The 15,613-nt window shown below is 60.0% G+C and carries 15 protein-coding genes; 6 read left to right on the forward strand and 9 right to left on the reverse strand.

What is annotated here, in order from left to right:
• Positions 1-87 (reverse strand): DUF5372 family protein (locus VSR68_RS42775; RefSeq protein WP_342944118.1); only part of this gene is annotated, 87 nt, incomplete at its 3' end.
• A 7-nt stretch (positions 88-94) separates the two neighbouring features.
• Here VSR68_RS42775 and VSR68_RS08725 point away from each other — a divergent pair.
• The 3 genes from VSR68_RS08725 (at position 95) to VSR68_RS08735 (ending at position 2,540) form a co-directional block, all read left to right on the forward strand.
• Positions 95-676 carry a LysR substrate-binding domain-containing protein gene (locus tag VSR68_RS08725; protein ID WP_428983476.1) on the forward strand — a complete coding sequence of 194 codons (582 nt, stop codon included), beginning with the start codon at positions 95-97 and terminating at the stop codon, positions 674-676.
• Positions 677-1,008: 332 nt separating this feature from the next.
• Positions 1,009-1,521 (forward strand): response regulator, encoded by a 513-nt coding sequence (locus tag VSR68_RS08730; protein WP_342939449.1) that lies wholly within the window; start codon positions 1,009-1,011, stop codon positions 1,519-1,521.
• 515 nt (positions 1,522-2,036) lie between these two features.
• Positions 2,037-2,540 (forward strand): hypothetical protein, encoded by a 504-nt coding sequence (locus VSR68_RS08735; protein WP_342939450.1) that lies wholly within the window; start codon positions 2,037-2,039, stop codon positions 2,538-2,540.
• 44 nt (positions 2,541-2,584) lie between these two features.
• Here VSR68_RS08735 and VSR68_RS08740 read toward each other — a convergent pair whose 3' ends face one another.
• Positions 2,585-2,722, reverse strand: coding sequence for a hypothetical protein (locus VSR68_RS08740; protein ID WP_342939451.1), 138 nt, complete (start codon positions 2,720-2,722; stop codon positions 2,585-2,587).
• A 242-nt stretch (positions 2,723-2,964) separates the two neighbouring features.
• On the opposite strand from VSR68_RS08740, the gene VSR68_RS08745 reads away from it, so the two are divergent.
• Positions 2,965-3,432, forward strand: coding sequence for a response regulator transcription factor (locus VSR68_RS08745; protein ID WP_342939452.1), 468 nt, complete (start codon positions 2,965-2,967; stop codon positions 3,430-3,432).
• Between the two features lie 14 nt (positions 3,433-3,446).
• On the opposite strand, the gene VSR68_RS08750 is transcribed toward VSR68_RS08745, so the two are convergent.
• The 5 genes from VSR68_RS08750 to VSR68_RS08770 form a co-directional block, all read right to left on the reverse strand.
• Complete coding sequence (locus VSR68_RS08750) at positions 3,447-3,626, reverse strand: hypothetical protein (protein WP_342939453.1); 180 nt, start codon at positions 3,624-3,626, stop codon at positions 3,447-3,449.
• Positions 3,627-3,673: 47 nt separating this feature from the next.
• Entirely contained in the window at positions 3,674-3,856 is a 183-nt protein-coding gene (locus VSR68_RS08755) for an ATP-binding protein (protein WP_342939850.1), read from the reverse strand.
• Between the two features lie 7 nt (positions 3,857-3,863).
• Complete coding sequence (locus tag VSR68_RS08760; protein WP_342939454.1) at positions 3,864-4,760, reverse strand: hypothetical protein; 897 nt, start codon at positions 4,758-4,760, stop codon at positions 3,864-3,866.
• 58 nt (positions 4,761-4,818) lie between these two features.
• Positions 4,819-4,962 (reverse strand): hypothetical protein, encoded by a 144-nt coding sequence (locus VSR68_RS08765; protein ID WP_342939455.1) that lies wholly within the window; start codon positions 4,960-4,962, stop codon positions 4,819-4,821.
• A gap of 73 nt (positions 4,963-5,035) precedes the next feature.
• The gene (locus tag VSR68_RS08770; protein ID WP_342939456.1) at positions 5,036-6,439 is read right to left on the reverse strand and encodes a glycosyltransferase family 4 protein; all 1,404 of its coding nucleotides are present in this window, start codon (positions 6,437-6,439) and stop codon (positions 5,036-5,038) included.
• Positions 6,440-7,268: 829 nt separating this feature from the next.
• Between VSR68_RS08770 and VSR68_RS08775 the strand changes: the two genes are divergently transcribed.
• Positions 7,269-7,604 (forward strand): hypothetical protein, encoded by a 336-nt coding sequence (locus VSR68_RS08775; protein ID WP_342939457.1) that lies wholly within the window; start codon positions 7,269-7,271, stop codon positions 7,602-7,604.
• Positions 7,605-7,728: 124 nt separating this feature from the next.
• Here the strand turns inward: VSR68_RS08775 and VSR68_RS08780 are convergent, their stop codons facing one another.
• Both VSR68_RS08780 and VSR68_RS08785 read right to left on the reverse strand, forming a co-directional pair.
• The gene (locus VSR68_RS08780) at positions 7,729-8,001 is read right to left on the reverse strand and encodes a hypothetical protein (protein ID WP_342939458.1); all 273 of its coding nucleotides are present in this window, start codon (positions 7,999-8,001) and stop codon (positions 7,729-7,731) included.
• Between the two features lie 986 nt (positions 8,002-8,987).
• Positions 8,988-12,086 carry an acetoacetate--CoA ligase gene (locus VSR68_RS08785; RefSeq protein ID WP_342939459.1) on the reverse strand — a complete coding sequence of 1,033 codons (3,099 nt, stop codon included), beginning with the start codon at positions 12,084-12,086 and terminating at the stop codon, positions 8,988-8,990.
• A 1,629-nt stretch (positions 12,087-13,715) separates the two neighbouring features.
• On the opposite strand from VSR68_RS08785, the gene VSR68_RS08790 reads away from it, so the two are divergent.
• Positions 13,716-15,539: a hypothetical protein gene (locus VSR68_RS08790; protein ID WP_428983477.1), complete on the forward strand. Its 1,824-nt coding sequence runs from the start codon at positions 13,716-13,718 to the stop codon at positions 15,537-15,539.
• Positions 15,540-15,613: the final 74 nt, after the last annotated feature.

Consider the following 15,613-nt stretch of genomic DNA (forward strand, 5'->3'; position numbering starts at 1 on the left):
GATACCCGAGACGCGTCGCCTCTTCAGCACCGGAAAGCGTTGGCCCTTAAGCGGATGAAATGGATGACAGATCTCCGCCCAACCCAAATGCTCGTTGAGCGCTTGTGCAGTTCGCGCTGACCGTCTCCACGATATTGGATATCCCGTTTGCAGCGAACAGTTTTTCGAGGAGAACTATCGGGGGAAAAACCTTTCGGCGCTTGATTTGCTGAAACACCCGACATTGAGCCTCTCCCCCCTTGGCCGAACGCACCTCGGTGAGCACGTCGACTGGCGCGTGTGGCGAAACTGGTTCCAGCAAGGCGATGTCGGAGAGCAGTTAATAGAAGACGAAAACTTCGAAAGCAACGACTATCGCCTACTTGTATCTCAAGCGGAAGCTGGCGAAGGCACGTTACTGGGGTGGCACCATCTGATTCACCGCCAGGTCGAAGAAGGCCGTCTCGTAAGACCCGTTGAGCAATGCCTGGTCTTCCATGACAGGTATCACCACCTGGTCACACATAAGAGCGCACTGGAACGAACGGAATACCGGCTTTTCCGAGTCTGGATCGCGACGGAGGTCGAGAAGATGCTGTCCAGCTGGCGCGAGCCGGAGGAAGCGCGCGTAGTTGACTCCAGCCTTTCATCAACACCGGTTGAGCGACGGGTTGCTTGTGCGGAGCGGTCGCCCTAATGTCCGATCGATGCTGCGGGCGAATGACTCTTGATGGCCGCATCCGGTCCGCGTCGAACGGGAGCAGTGGTCCATCCTTGCACAATCGGCATCGGGTATTCTGTTCGACGCGAGCCGTGCGACGCTTGTCCAATGCGTCGCGCAAGAGATAGTAAGCGACGGCCAACCAGAGTGGCGTGCACGAAACCGGGATTGCGCGCGCCTTGTACCTTTTACGCTATTTGGCGAAAAGTATTCGGACTGCGCCGCCTTATCGTGTGCGCTGTTGGATTTCAATAAAGGGAATACGAAATGCTCAATGAAGCTGTTGAAGACAGCCAGGGAGCAGTGCCGTGTTTCTCATCCTGTTGGTCGACGACGATGCAAAATTCCTCCTCGCGCTCCGGACGGTGCTTGAAGGAGAAGGTTATCGGGTTCTAAGTGCACCCGACGGGAAAGTGGCCGTTGCCACAACGATGCAGCAGCGACCGGACCTCATTGTGACGGACTGGATAATGCCGCGCGTCGATGGAGTCGCATTCTGCCGATGGCTCAAGTCACGCCCCGCGACCAATAGCATTCCCGTCGTGATGTTGTCGGCTGCGGTGCTTCCGCTTGCACCCGAGCCCCCGTGGAACGTCTTTCTCCGCAAGCCGGTATCCACTGAGTGCCTTCTGGGAGCAATTGCGAGCCTTCTGGACGAACGGGTACGGCTCTTCGGTCGATTCGGTCAGTCTACGCCCGCCTGGAACGAGCCGCCGGTGACGGACGCTCGCGTGCCGCAGCGCACGCACACTAACGAACAGCAGGACCCATGTCTTACTGACGCGATAGCCGGGCGAAGTCCTCACGCGAAGCCGGTTTGATGGGCAACCGTCGAAATCGCTTTCACCGTTTTCACGCAAATCTGACGCCGTGTATTGCGCATGCCGCCCGTTGCCGAAGACGTCGTGCCGGTTCGCGGACGTCTGTGCCCGGCATTTGACTTTCAATGAGGGCAACATCCGGCGTGAACACGCCAGGAGCGCTGACGCGTCCAGCGCGCTTTGCGCGCGTCTCTATCTACGGCTTGCCACATGCCGCAATCACATCTGCGCCACCAATCTCGTTCCACACGGCGGCCGTCGCAATCGCAGTTCCTCGCGATAGCGAATTCACGGCCACGCCAGGCACGGCGCATGCGACGTCGGTTATGCGGCGGGTGCCCGGAAAACCCGCTTTCCGGTACTCCTCGTCAGGGCGCGTCGAATTCGATGGCGACTGCGTGGCGTTCCAAGTGCCTCATTTCCTTCCTCAAGAGACGCGTAACTCCAGCCGTGCAAAGCGGCGGATAGTGCCTGTCTATTCCTCGACGGGACTATTATCGATTTGGAGTTACATCATGAAGGTCATTTTCGCCATCTGGCGAGCGCTCTGCCTGGTCGGCAAGATCTCTGTGCACGTGGCGGTATTTTTCCTCTGGTCTGCGATTGCCGCAGGCGCCGGCTGGATGCTCGTGCATCTGCCGGATGTCTGGTATGTACATCTCGAGAACCAGTCGAGCACGAGCTTCGCTGTTGCCGCCATCACGTCCTACGCCATCGCTGCCGGCGCGCTCTTTCTCGCATTCTCCTGCGGCGCCCTGCGGATGCTGGCGGACGCATATACGGAAATCCTGCTCTTCGCGCGCCAACGGCGCACGCAACGCGCAGTCTCCGCACAGTCCCGTCCGTCAGCACGTGGTCGGTTGAATTCGAATACTCGTTACGTCAACCAGCAGCCGCCAGAAAAAGGCAAGGGACCGGAACTCGATGTTCGTCCGCGCACGACGAAGAACTCGTTGCCGCCGATATCGGTCGATGTCGTGCAAAAAGGTGGGGCCCTGACCTCACAAACAAATAAATAAGCCCCGGAGCACGACGCTTCAAGGGTTTTGTACTGAGCGGGATACTACACAGCGACCAGGAAAACCACGGTCGCCGACGTATCGCCGAGTTCCGATGCAGTGACCATTAGCGAATCGGAGACGGGAAAGCCGATTCGTGCTCCGCGGGTGGACCCGGCGCTATCGACTGTCCAGATCATCATGACTTGCGAATCCAGAAATCCGCCCCGACTACGAGTATTCGCTTTTATTCGCAAGCCATTTCCCGCAACAGCATTGCTACGTCAATTGCACCGCCTGCACGGTCGTCGAGCGGCGCAACACCAGCCACTGGCACACGATGGACGAGGCTAATCATCGCCGGTCTGGCGACGTGGACGCAACGGTGGTACGGTGTCATTCTGGTACAGCAAATGCTGCCGTTTTGACGGGTTGGAGTTCTGACTTGCACCGCCCCGTGATTACGATTCTGCTCGTCGACGACGATACAAAAATCCTTCAATTGCTTCGAATAATTCTCGAAGCCGAAGGCGGCTATCACGTGCTGACCGCGCCAGATGGGGAAGTCGCTGCTGCCATCATCGATGATGCAATGTCTCGATTGCCCGACCTCATCGTGACGGACCGGATGATGCCACACGTCGACGGAGTCGCATTGTGCAGGTGGCTCAAGGCAGACCCCGCGACAGCCAGCATTCCAGTCGTGATGCTGTCGGCTGCGTTGCTTCCACTTCCCTCAGAGCCGTTGTGGAACGTGTTTCTCCGAAAGCCGATATCCATCGCGCGCCTTCTGGAAGTGGTTGCGAGCCTTCTGGACGAACGGGCAAAGCTCTCCGGTCGATTCACGCACTCCATGAACGAGCCGCCGGTGACGGGCGCTGGCGTGCCGCAGCACACGCACCCAAACGAATAGCGGGGTAGGAAGCCTCACTGGCGCAATACGTCGGCGAGCTCTTCGAGCGAAGGCGGTTCGACAAGACAACCGTCGAAATCGCTTTCGCCGTTTTCACGCAAATCCGACGCAGCATCCCAGGTCAGTGCCACCAGACGGGTCGACGCGCATTCTGCCCGATGCCGAAGTCGCCGCGCCAGTTCGTAGCCGTGCATGCGTCACTCCAGTTCCTTTGTTTTCGCCTGCGCTGAATATGGTCACTTCATCCTGCACAGGCATTGACGGGATATCTCACCACCGAAAGCCCGTGGCGCAAGCCACCTTCCGCACGCATGCGTGCGGAAGGTGGCTGAGAAAAAAAGTCAAAGACACGCGGTAGCATGTCCGGCGCGATGCCGATGCCGTTGTCACGCACGATTACCGTGACGTCCCTGCGCAAACACATTGCATAGCTAAGGCCCAACCGTAATCAGGAGCGTGATGTCCACGACGTAATCCGGCGGCGGGGCTCCTGGCCCGAAGTCTCCCGCCAGATAATGGAACCTGCCGCCATAGTGAATGGTGTGTGAGCCTGTTGGCAGGGGCTTCAGAAGCAGGTAGTAGCCGTCAGCTACAGCCGTGCCGGTTCCGTAAACATGTTCCGGTAATCCAAAAACCCAGCGAAGCGCCGCCGTAAATGTGAATTGATCGGTGGCGACGCGATACGCCGAAACATCGGTGACGGGCGCGTTGTCGATAGTGACGAACAAGTCTTGAATGCGGTCAGCAAAGCGGTCGGCAATGACCCGTTCGCCCGCCGCCGTGCCTGGAGTGTAGGTGCCGGGGGGCAGCAGTGTCGAAGAAAAAGTATCGAGCGTCGCAAGCAAGAGCGACGTGCCCGCAGGAATAACGTTCGCGGACTGGTCACAAGTCTGCGGCGTGTTGGGTACGCTGAGCGCGTGAAAGTACGAACTGGGCGTGGCCCAGTACCAGACCTTACCGCTTTGCCCGGATGAAATGGGACGGGTACAGCTAATTAGTGGGTTTGGAAAAAACGGGCCGTTGTCTATCATGTTCACCCACTGCCAGAAGGAGACCACCCACTGGCGGTAGGTTTTCCGCTCGAAGCGTGCATAGCGGGGAACGACTTGATGATTTGCTGACCCCGCATGCGCGGCGGAGTTGTTGACGGCGGCATCGACGGAGTTGATGACTGCGTGGTTGGCAACTGCCGGGCTGGCTGCACCATCGGTGCCGTCCCCGCCGCATCCAGTGAGCGCGACTGCGATCGTTGCGATGATCGCCGACAATCGCAATACCCCCTTGACTCGTGAAATCAGGGGCGCGAGGTCATGATCTGTATCGTTCATCACGCTCTCCTACCGGTCCTACCTGCTTCGTTGCCAGCCGATCGCGTTGTGTGAACAGTTATAGCCCATCGTTAAATGCAGCGCCGGACAAACGAGTGGCGGCCTTTGCCAGACTTTTCCAGTTGGCGCGACCGGCTCGTTCTGCGAGTTGCTTGAGGTGATGGTAGCGTCGATTGAGCGTTGCGCCGGAAATATCGAGCATCGCGTGTTCCTGACGGGAACACCCGTAGCCGGATTGCGAGACCCTCTACGCCACCTGTGATCGTAGCGGCGAGCTATGCCGCGGCGCCTCTACTACGGACGAGAGACGTCGCTGCTCCGGTGAGCGAATCGGTGAGCTCGATAACATTCGTCGCGAAGAGCGTGGGTGTCCAGCCACGGACTGTTGAAACGGCGTTTTGTGAGAATCGCTCTCGCAACGCGTCGTCCGTAGCCAGTCGTACAAGCCGGTCGGCCAGGGCTTCTGCGTCGCCCGGCCGGACGATGAAGCCGTTGATACCGTCGAGCACCAGCTCGTTTGCGACGCCGCAGGTGCTGGTTACGATGGCAGGCTTCGCTGCGGCGAACGCCTCGCTGATGCACAGGCCCCATTGATCGTACGCGCTCGGCAGCACGGCAAATTCGGCGAGTGAATACAGGGCTGGCATTTCGCGGCACGGGACGCAACCGAGGATCTGTATGTACCTGCTCATGCCTAGTCGATCGATTGCATTGCGGATTTCCGGGCCGCAAGGCCCCTGTCCCACCAGCAGCAGGGACAGTCCCGCCGCATGCAACTGTGACTGACAGAATGCCTCGATCAACAGTTCGACGTTCTTGCGCCTTATGAACCGGCTGACACAGATGACGTAGCGCGCGGGAAGACCAAAGTAGCAACGAATTGTCGATGCGTTCTCGAGGGCTGCGCGTGAAGCCGCTGAAAAGTACTCAACGTCAATTACGTCGAAGCCGATTCTGGACCGGCTCATCGGAACTCCTAGCGATTGCGCGTAAGCGCGGTGTTTTTCGCCGGCTACCAGCGCTCCGTCAAACCCCGAAACTAACACCTTCTTCAGGCGCTCCTTGAGCGCGTATCGCCTGCCGTCATCGGCTTTTGAGTCCGACATGTAGATCAGCGTAAAGCGTCTTCCCAAGGCTTTCAGTAACCGCAGGAAAAGCGAATAGTACGTGCTGTAGCCAAGCGTCACGACCACGTCGGGTCTGCATCGACGCAGCGCCGCAAGCAATCCGATACCGACGCGCCACCAATGACGATCTGCCTCGCCGGCATCTTCGACCAGCGTGACAGCGTCCCGCGGGAAGCCCTGGAAGAATGCGATGCGGCCCTCCTGTGGAAAACCATAAGCGCCAGACCGACCGAATACCTCGACAAGGCAGACCTTGTCTCCGCGAGCGTCCGCAAGTTTTGCAAGCGCTTCGTAGCGTGGGACGTGGTAGTCGCCCAGATTGCCGATGACGAAAAGTAAACGCATTAGAACAGTACAGGCACGGTTGAACGACAGGGAACGTTCAACATGACGCAACATGCAGCAGAAATCCTGCCTGGGGTGCGTGCCGCAGACACGGTGGCGAATGCGCGCGCCAACACGCGACTGATCGCGATCCTGGGCGGGTGCGCTGGTGAAATCGCGGATCGGAAATGGGCGCACAACAGCCCAGCGGCGTTCGGGCTCTGACACGCGATGGATTTGCCGGAATTCTGATACCCGTTATCAAACTCGTAGACAGACGCTGCAAGAACACCGGCGCCATTTGACATCGTTGAAAAGCACTGGGAGCGGTGTCTGCCCGAGTGCGTGTTGCGGAGTGGGCGCGTACAGACTGGCCACATACGTACCGACTGTCGCGATATATATGGGTCCGCGGTTATTCGAAATGACAACGCGCGCGTTCGATCAGTGCGGTAGTAAAAGCGTGTCGGTCAGGTCTGAATGGACGGCTTGACGCCCGGGGGTTGCAGGCTCGGCCATGGCTCGTGCCAGATGAGCCTCGTTTGCATTGCCCGTAATGAGCACATGCATTCCTGTCGCGCGGATGAGTTGTGCGGCCGTTTCTCCGAAGTACTCAGTGGGATGGCGGCGCGATTCCGCGCTGGGACCTGGGTGCATGCATCGCGATAAACCGCCGAACGTGATCGAGGCCGCCGCGCGCGAGTTTTACCGCGGGATTGGCGTAATCGTGGTGACGCGGGCTGATCCGCATAAGCGCATCGTTCACCACGCCTCATGCAAATGCTGCGAGGCTTTCGCGATGCATCGTCCTTTGTAGTGCACGACCACGAGTGCAGCACGATGAAGATCCGCGGCGTGAGCAGTCGGCATTTGCGCCAATGCTTCACGCCGGACGTCGCGGCCGTTGTCGAGCAGGATCGTCTTGCATCCGCCGACGCTACCCGCCCCAACTGAGATATTCGCATCCTGCTGCGCAACGCTCGACGGCGTGTACTGGTGTCCGCATTATCCGATAGAACGCACGGCTGAAAGAGCATGCGATGCGCCGAGAATGCGCGTGTCCTCCGTTGCCTTCGATGCACGCAGCCTTTTATTTTTACGTGCTGTCGTGAAGCGCTACGGCGATCCCATATTTACAACGCGACGTGTAAAAAGCGCCGCGCACGCGCGCGAACTGCAAAGCGCAGCGGATGAAGTTCTTCCTGTGGGGTACTGCGTTCCGGGTCGATTGCCACTCGGCGCGATCAGTCTTGTGCTTCGTTTCGATGTGCTTTATATCGGGTGCGAGCACTCTGCCAGCGATGGCTCCCATCTTCACGCCTGGCAGCTTGATCATCGAATCGTCGGGCTTCGCATCCTGTCGAACGTATGCGCGACCGTCCCGGCATCATGAATCAGCGCGTGGGATTCCGAGCCATCCGATCACGTCGAATGCGGCGCGCGGGACGGACCCGATCCGGCCCTGCCACGCGCTGTGCCTCAGCTCGATGGGCGAGCGGTGCGGACGTGCGTCGCGTTCATGGGCGTCTTCTCGCGTAAGCGTCCCGCAGCGCCCACATGGTCCACAGGTCGACCGCACGCGAAGCCGCCGTCTTCAAAAAATCGCTGCTGCTGTGTGGATGCCGGTGCTGCATCATTGCGACATGCTGGCCGTACAGATAACCGGCATGCCACTGTTCCGCGTCGAACATCGCTTCGCTGGCGATGTATGGGCACTCGCATGCCCGGCCAGCAAAGCCTGTTTCGTAGCCCTCGCTGAAGCTACGGTCATAGAGCTTCGCCTCGGTCAATCGTGCTCTCCGTAATACGATGGAAGGTGCTGCCATCCGGCGAATTCGTCGCCGAATGCAGTCCAGAATTGCCGGGCGCCCACGACATGCTGGCGAGCACTCCCGGTGTGCGGCGTGACCCGCTTGCCCTCGTCCGCGATGGTGCCCAGCACGTCACGCGGGGATGACCTGGACGCCGCTTAACGTCCTCGTAGTCGTCGTCGAACTGCACCTGCGGCTGCAGCGTCCTGGAGTAAAGGTTGTCGATCAGCCGAAACGCATTCGCGGCACACAGATCGTCTGAAGGCGGACAGCCAACGGACGCGTTCGAATGCTGCGCTGAGTGCGGCGCGCTTAGGGACATCACGCAGCTCACGGTCCGCACTCGCTCGGACGCTGCTATGTGACCACTATCCGCTGGAGCGGCATAGCGGCCGCAACCTGAACGCGGCACTAACCTGATCGTCGGCGACATTTGCGATTTCATTGAGCGCGTCGAACTCACCGACTGGCCGACTCTCGTCGCATGTCGCGTAAGCGTGACTCAATCGAACGAGCATCGCTCGTTCCTGGTACGCTGAGTCCCCGCAGAATCGCCAGCGCGAGCATTGTGCGCTAGCGACAATGAAGAGCGGCCTTGGAGCGCCCCCCGCACAGCCCCGGGGCTTACCGCTCTGCGTTAAGGTGAGCGTGCTGTCGCGCCATGCGCGAGCGCGTTCTCCAGAGCGAACTCACATATGAACAAGCAGGATCCGACGGGCAGCTGACAGGCGGCGTGTTCGGCATGGCAGCTTATTACGGGAACGTGGTGTACTACGGCGCGGTCGGCGACAACCTCAAGGCTTTCCCAATCACGGCGGCTCGCCTTGCGACAACGCCGTCGTCACAAAGCCCGGGCAAGTTCCCCTATCCGGGCACGGGCCCGGATCAAGTAGTGAAAGAAACGCCGAATCTCGTGCGATTCGCCGCTGTGACGACATCGTGCTGCATGCCAAACGCCCGCCGTGTCACATGTTCGCCAATACCTTGTCCAGCACCGCCGCGACGGCCTGCAGATTCGGTTCGACGAGCATGTCGTAATGGCTACCGGGTACCTTGGCAATCACCAGACCGCCGCGCGCGACGCGCTGCCACAAAAGCATCGGATCGCCACGCTCGTCCAGCCGCGTCGTTGCGCGCACGTACAAGATCGGTCCAGCGTTGTAAGGGGGCGGCCGGTAGCGGGTCATCGCCTGTACCAGTGTTTCGCGCACCTGTCGGAGCGCCGGCGGATAAGCCGCGATCGTCGCGTCCGGCCGCACCCTCGCGTGGCCGAGACGCATTTGCACGTGATCGGCTCCAACGATGAGCCGATCGGCGAGATAACCGGGCATCCGCGACGCAGGCACCGCGCGCAGCTTGCGCCATTGGCCGCGTAGCCGGCCGTAGCACTGGCGCATCCATGCGCTCCACGGCAGCCATCGCTCGTACACGTAGGGATCGAGCAGGCACAGCAGTTCGACTTCGTCACCAGCGCGCCGTAGCTGCTGCGCGATCTCGAACGCGATCAGCCCGCCGAGCGAATACCCCGTCACCGAGTACGGCCCATTCGGCTGGACGGTGCGCATCTCGTCGATGTAGCAGGCAGCCATCTCTTCGACGCGCCGCTGTGTCGGCTCCCCTCCGTCAAGGCCGCGTGCTTGTAGCCCAAAGACGGGGCGCGGGCTGCGCAGTGCCTGTACCAGCGCCCAGCATTCCATCACCGAGCCGCTCAAGCCATGCACGAAGAACAGCGGTGGTCCGGTTCCATCACGCACGGGCACCAGAATCGGCGACGACGGCCGCGGTGCGCCATCTTCGATGATCCCGGCGAGGCGTGCGATCGTCGGCGCGATCACCAGCGTCGCGAGCGGCATCGTGTAGCCCGTCGACTGACGTACTTCGGCGAGCAGCCTTGCTGCGAGCAGCGAATTGCCACCCAGTTCGAAGAAGTTGTCATCGCGACCGATCGGCGCAAAGTCGAACAGCTTCTCCCAGAGTGCCTGCAAATGTCGTTCGAGTTGCTCGCGCGAGTTGCCGGCTGGCGGGAGCTTTCGAGTCGCCAGCTTGAGCGCCGGATGGTTCCGGATCGCATCGAGGCATTCGGGATTGCGCAGCGCCGTGGCATTGATGGCCGGCATGCCGTTGACCGCATCGCAGGCAGATCGTTCGGATAGCTTGCCGTTGTGCGTGACGGGCAATGCATCGACTGCGATGATCCGGTCTGGAACGTGCGCGGGCGATGCGTGGTGCGCGAGATCGCGGCGTATCCGGGCGACCAGCGTGCCCGTCAGCGTCACGCCATCCTGCAGCACGAGCAGCAGCACGATGCGCGAGTCAGGCGGTTGAGCGCGAGCGTGATCGGCCGATGCGTCGCCTTGCTTCTGCTCGACGACCATCGCTTCGCGAATCTCCCGCATATCGTTCAGCACGCGATAGATCTCGGCGGGAGCGATCTTGCTCCCGCGCACATTCAGTATGCCGTCGGAACGGCCATGCAGGCGGGCCGTTCCTTCAGATGAAAACTCGATCAGATCGCCGTGCGTCCACACACCCGGGTTACGGGAAAAATAGGCCGCGTGAAAGGCCGTGCCGTCCGTGTCGCCATAAAAGCCGAGTGGACGCGACGGAAACGGATTGATGCAAACGAGTTCGCCGATTCCGTTAGTGCGCGCTCCCTGATCCCACGCCTGCACGTCGAGCGCAAGACTCTTGCACTGGGCTTCGCCTGCATAGACCGGCAAGTCGGGATTTCCAAGCACGAAGCAGCCGAGGATATCGGTGCCGCCCGAAATCGACTGAAGCGGCAGCGGCTTCACGTGATCGCGTACCCAGTCGAACTGCGTGTCGTACAGCACCGCGCCAGTCGACATCATCGTGCGAAGCGCGCGTGGATCGAACTGCCGGCCTGGCTCCAGGCCCGCGTCCTCGCACATCTTCAGATAAGCGGGGCTCGTGCCGAACACGGTGACACGCTCATCGGCGACGAGACGCCACAACACATCGATGGTGGAGATCGGTCCATCGTAGGTCACGATTTCGACGCCCGATGCAAGCGCCGACAACTGCCAGTTCCACATCATCCATGCGCAAGTGGTGTGGAAGTACATCCGGTCGCCGGGCCGCAGGTCGCAGTGCAGCCGATGTTCTTTCAGATGCTCCAGCAGACTGCCGCCGGCGCCGTGCACGATGCACTTCGGCCTGCCCGTCGTGCCCGAGGAGAACATGATGAAAAGCGGATGATTGAACGGGAAGCGCGGCCATTCGAAGCGCGCGGCGTCGCCCCCGTCGATCAGTTCGACAAGCGAATGGACACGCTGGCCGATCGTGCCCGGCAGGGCATTTGCGTCATCGAGACAGACCAGTCCCTTTAGCGATGGCAACGCAGCCGTCAGCACGCCGACTTTATCCGCCACAGGCATGCCCGTGTCGAAATCGCGCGCTGCGGTGTGCGCGAACAGTAGACGAGGCGCGAGTGGCGTGAAGCGATCGAGGATCGCGTCGACGCTCATTTCGGGTGCAGCGGACGAAAAGCTCGCGCCGAGCGCGGTCACTGCCAGCGCGGTCACAGCTGCGTCAGCGTCGTTGCGCATGATCGCGACCACGCGGTCCCCTTCGCGCAGTCCCAGTTTCGAAAGCGCGTGAGCAAGGCGCGCGACGCGTTCGCGCAGTTCGCCGCGCGTCAGGCGTACACGCTTTCCATCGGCGTGACATGCGGTGATCGCGGGTGCAGTGGACGGTGCCACGGACAGGTTAAGCAGATTGGCAGCGTAGTTGACTTGAGCCTCGGGAAAGAAGCATGCATGCTCACAGTCGTCGCCGACGCAAACCGGCTCGATGCTGCCGGATAGCTCCAGCCCTTGCGACCACTCGACGAAGCATTGCCAGAAGGTGCGAAAGTCTCGCACCGAGAAATCGTGTAACGACTGGTAGTTATTAAAGGCTTTGCCAGTGCGCGCCTGAAGCGCTGCAGCAAATGCCGTCAATTGTGATGTTACCGGGCGCTCGGACGTTTGCTCATAAATTGGAGTACGTCCTGTGGTGACGCTTGCGCACTGCAACGCGTCGGACAGGTAGGAACGAGCCATTGAACGCTCCCTATCAAATTTTTTTGTTGTAATCGGCCTCGTCGCACGGGCACTGAATGCACCGGTTCGACATTCCACGCGGAGGAAGCCGTCGCAGTGCATTGCCGACTGCATTGCCCGTTTTTCGCGCGGCGTGTACCGGTGACTGAGCCCCGCATCAACTGTGCCCACACGCGATGGTTGCTCTCTAGCGGCTCTACATCGCTGTGATCAGCGTCAGTGCGATAGCGCCGGAATTTGCGCGCGAATCGGGTGCCTTTGATTCCAGTGCAATTTGCGACGTTGATGGCGTTGTCTATGTGTGATGCGCGCTTGCGACACCGCGCCTTTAGAATGCCACATCAATTCAATCGCTTGTTCTCTGGGTAGCCGCTTACGTCCGGCGGACGGCGACACGCGTCGCACATGAGACCATCTCTCAGTGGGAAGGGATCGGTGTTCATGTCGCGTCCACGTACGGAGTACATTTCTGCTGCACATGATGGCGGCTGAAACCGGGTGGCGATATTCGATTTAATTTACTTAGCATGACTATAAGAATTCTGATTTACGATTTATTCGACCCTTATAAATATAAAGGGGATCAAATAACTATTTATATTAATATTAGAAAATGGATTTGCTTTCCTTGAGAAGATATCCAGGCCGATGACAGATGTGTCTTTTCTCCGGGACTTTGAGGCAGATCGCCCCCGCGGGCACCATATGTAGAAAATGGGAGGACCATTTCAACGCTCATCATTGGGATCAATCCTTTTCTGCGCTGAAGCGGGTTAACACTACCTGCATGAAGCGCTTATAATTCGTCTGCCCGTGAAGACTTCCGTAACTAATGCCGGATCAGCATTGAAGCTGCCGTCCATGGCGTAATAGGTGCCGAAGAGGGCATTGCGTGTAGCCAGACATCGTTTCGCCGTGAAAACATGGCGAATGAGCGGGATCTAGATGTCTGGTTGTCAATTCCTGCGCCGGTTTCTTTACCGCAGAAACCCGACGCACGGATCTTGGCTGTTCAGTTGCAGAGTTGCGTTGCAGCGTCTTCGAACCGTTAAGGTTCGCTGACAGTGTCGTGTCGACAAGGAAAAGCGAAGGACGTTTCTGATCCGTCAGTCATCCTATGCGCTTGTCGACCGCGATGCGCGCGATGGACGATGGCCGCCGTAACGGCCCTCCCGACTCGCGTCACAAATCAGGTCGTCTGAGTTGCCATTCACCCGCCGATGCGTGCTTCGTCGCTCGTACGGCGGATCGATGGCATGTGCAGACATGTCGGCTGTAGTTCACGCATGAGGTGCGTAAGGCGAGCGCTGCTCGCGTTGCGAGGAATGATTCTTCGAGCGTGTCTGATTTAGTTGAGCAGTAAGGAGTACGTAATACTAGGCGGCGGCTGGCGGAGATTTGCGGGTTTGGGCGTTTTGTGCGCTCGTGCGAACGCTGGGAGACGCAGGCGGCTCAGGCAATTGACGTGGGCTGACGCGTCCTCCAGCGCACTTCTCCTTCTATTTGATAACGCGAAGGCGGGAAAAGACTCCGATCGATCTTGCCAGACCTCGGAGACACTGCTTTCAGCGAAACATACGGACAATGATGAGATATTGGAAACTAGTGGGGGTTGCATCGGCAACTGTGTTGGCATCGTTTGGTGCGGAACACGCGCAGGCTCAAGGCGTCAGCAGCTCGACGCTCTCATGCGGCAACGCGGCGCAACAGGCGGGCGGCACCGCGAACGGCCTGATCTCGGCCGACACGCCGACCAGCGACGGGCTGCGCGTATTCCAGAACAACACGCCGTTCAAGCTCGCGATCACGACAAACGCGCCGAACGCGGATACCGTCGTGTGGTCGATTGCCGATTCGAACGGCGCGATCAAGACGCAGGGCAGCTTCCCCGTGAACTCCGGCGTGCAGACCAACACGATTTCCTGTACGTCGACGTGGTCGGGCTACGGTGCGCTCACGGCCACGCTGCGCGCGAGCGGCGGCACGCTGCCGCACAGCGGCACGCGTCCGACGGGTATCGCGACGTTCGGCGTGCTGCCGAACCTCACGCCTGTGCTCGGCACCGTGAACTACGCGCATCAGGATCAGCACCGCTTCGGCATGCAGGGCTTCAACGGCAACATCGCCGCGCTGCACGCACTCGGCATCTCGTGGACGATCGACGACCGTCAGCAGTCGACGATGGAACCCAACGGTCCGAACACGTACACGCCGAACGTGAGCGACCTCGATGCGTTCTACAAGAACAACCCCGACCAGATGCGCATCGTGCGTCTTGACGGTATCCCCGGGTGGAATTCGAAGACGGGTCAGTACACCGACAGCTACTACGCGCCGAAGGATATGACCGCGTTCCAGAACTTCATGGCGAAGGTCGGCACCGACACGAGCCTGATCCGCGCGGCGAACTATCCGAAGCAGCAGAACAACTACTATCAGGTGACGTGGGAGCCGAGCCTCGGCTGGGCCGATAGCGACGCGAACTTTGTCGCGATGTACAAGGCCGCCTATCAAGGCATCCACTCGACCGATCCGAACGCGGTCGTGATGGGCACGGGCAATCCGTTCGCCTCCAACTGCGATACGTGTACGACGGGCTATCTGAAGAAGTTCGGCGCGCTCGGACTGTGGAATTACATCGACGCGGTTTCGACGCACGGCTACTGGAACGCGGGTACGTATCCGGCGCATCCGCCTGAGCTGCAGGACTCGGACCCCGATCCGGCGAACCAGGCCAACGCGCTCGACAACCAGATGAACCAACTGCGCTCGGTGATGCAGGCCGGCAAGCCGAACATGAAGTTGTTCTTCACGGAAGCGGGCACGAGCTACGACCCGGGCATCAACTACGGCCCGACGACGCCATCGCAGAACCAGCTGTTCGCACATGCAGCCGTTGGTGTTCGCTCGCACATCATCGTGCTGGGCGGCGGCGCGCAGGTGACGACGCTGTTCTTCGGCCCCGACTATCCGGGCGAAGTGGGCTACGGTTCGTTCTTCGACCTGAACAACGCGCAGGGCGCATTCGGTGCGTCGAACCTGTCGCCGAAGCCTGAAGCGATGGCCTTCGCAACGATGACCCGCGTGCTGGACGGCACGAACACGCTGGGCCGCGTCAAGGGCACGCCGGGGGGTACGTTCGCGTATGCCTTCCAGCAGCTCGGCGACGGCAAGGTCGTGACGGCCGCATGGGCGCACAGCAACAGCCAGTGGCCGACGAGCAACGGCACGTACAGCCAGACGTATTCGACGGGCTACTCGCTGCAGGTGGACAATCCGGGTACGTCGGGCAACGTGACGAAGATCGATGGCTATGGCAATACCACGACCGTTCCGTACTCGAACGGCCAGGTCTCGCTGACGCTGACGGAAGTGCCGCAGTACATCGTGTCGAACAACGCGACCGTTGCGAAGGACAATTCGACGGTTCCTGTTGGCTACACGGGCCAATAATCGCTGCAGTCATCGACGACGAAGCTGCCGCTGAAATCTGGCGGCAGCCTGTTTCCTTCTGTATGGAATCCGCG

The sequence above is a fragment of the Paraburkholderia phymatum genome (genome assembly GCF_038900715.1).
Lineage (GTDB): Bacteria > Pseudomonadota > Gammaproteobacteria > Burkholderiales > Burkholderiaceae > Paraburkholderia > Paraburkholderia phymatum_A.

Bases quoted from the DNA above. Each gene is read 5' to 3' on its own strand.
- VSR68_RS08755 (WP_342939850.1), bottom strand. From the start codon at position 3,856: ATGTGTTTGCGCAGGGACGTCACGGTAATCGTGCGTGACAACGGCATC.
- VSR68_RS08750 (WP_342939453.1), bottom strand. From the start codon at position 3,626: ATGCACGGCTACGAACTGGCGCGGCGACTTCGGCATCGGGCAGAATGC.
- VSR68_RS08765 (WP_342939455.1), bottom strand. From the start codon at position 4,962: ATGCTCGATATTTCCGGCGCAACGCTCAATCGACGCTACCATCACCTC.
- VSR68_RS08735 (WP_342939450.1), top strand. From the start codon at position 2,037: ATGAAGGTCATTTTCGCCATCTGGCGAGCGCTCTGCCTGGTCGGCAAG.
- VSR68_RS08785 (WP_342939459.1), bottom strand. From the start codon at position 12,086: ATGGCTCGTTCCTACCTGTCCGACGCGTTGCAGTGCGCAAGCGTCACC.
- VSR68_RS08760 (WP_342939454.1), bottom strand. From the start codon at position 4,760: ATGAACGATACAGATCATGACCTCGCGCCCCTGATTTCACGAGTCAAG.
- VSR68_RS08740 (WP_342939451.1), bottom strand. From the start codon at position 2,722: ATGATGATCTGGACAGTCGATAGCGCCGGGTCCACCCGCGGAGCACGA.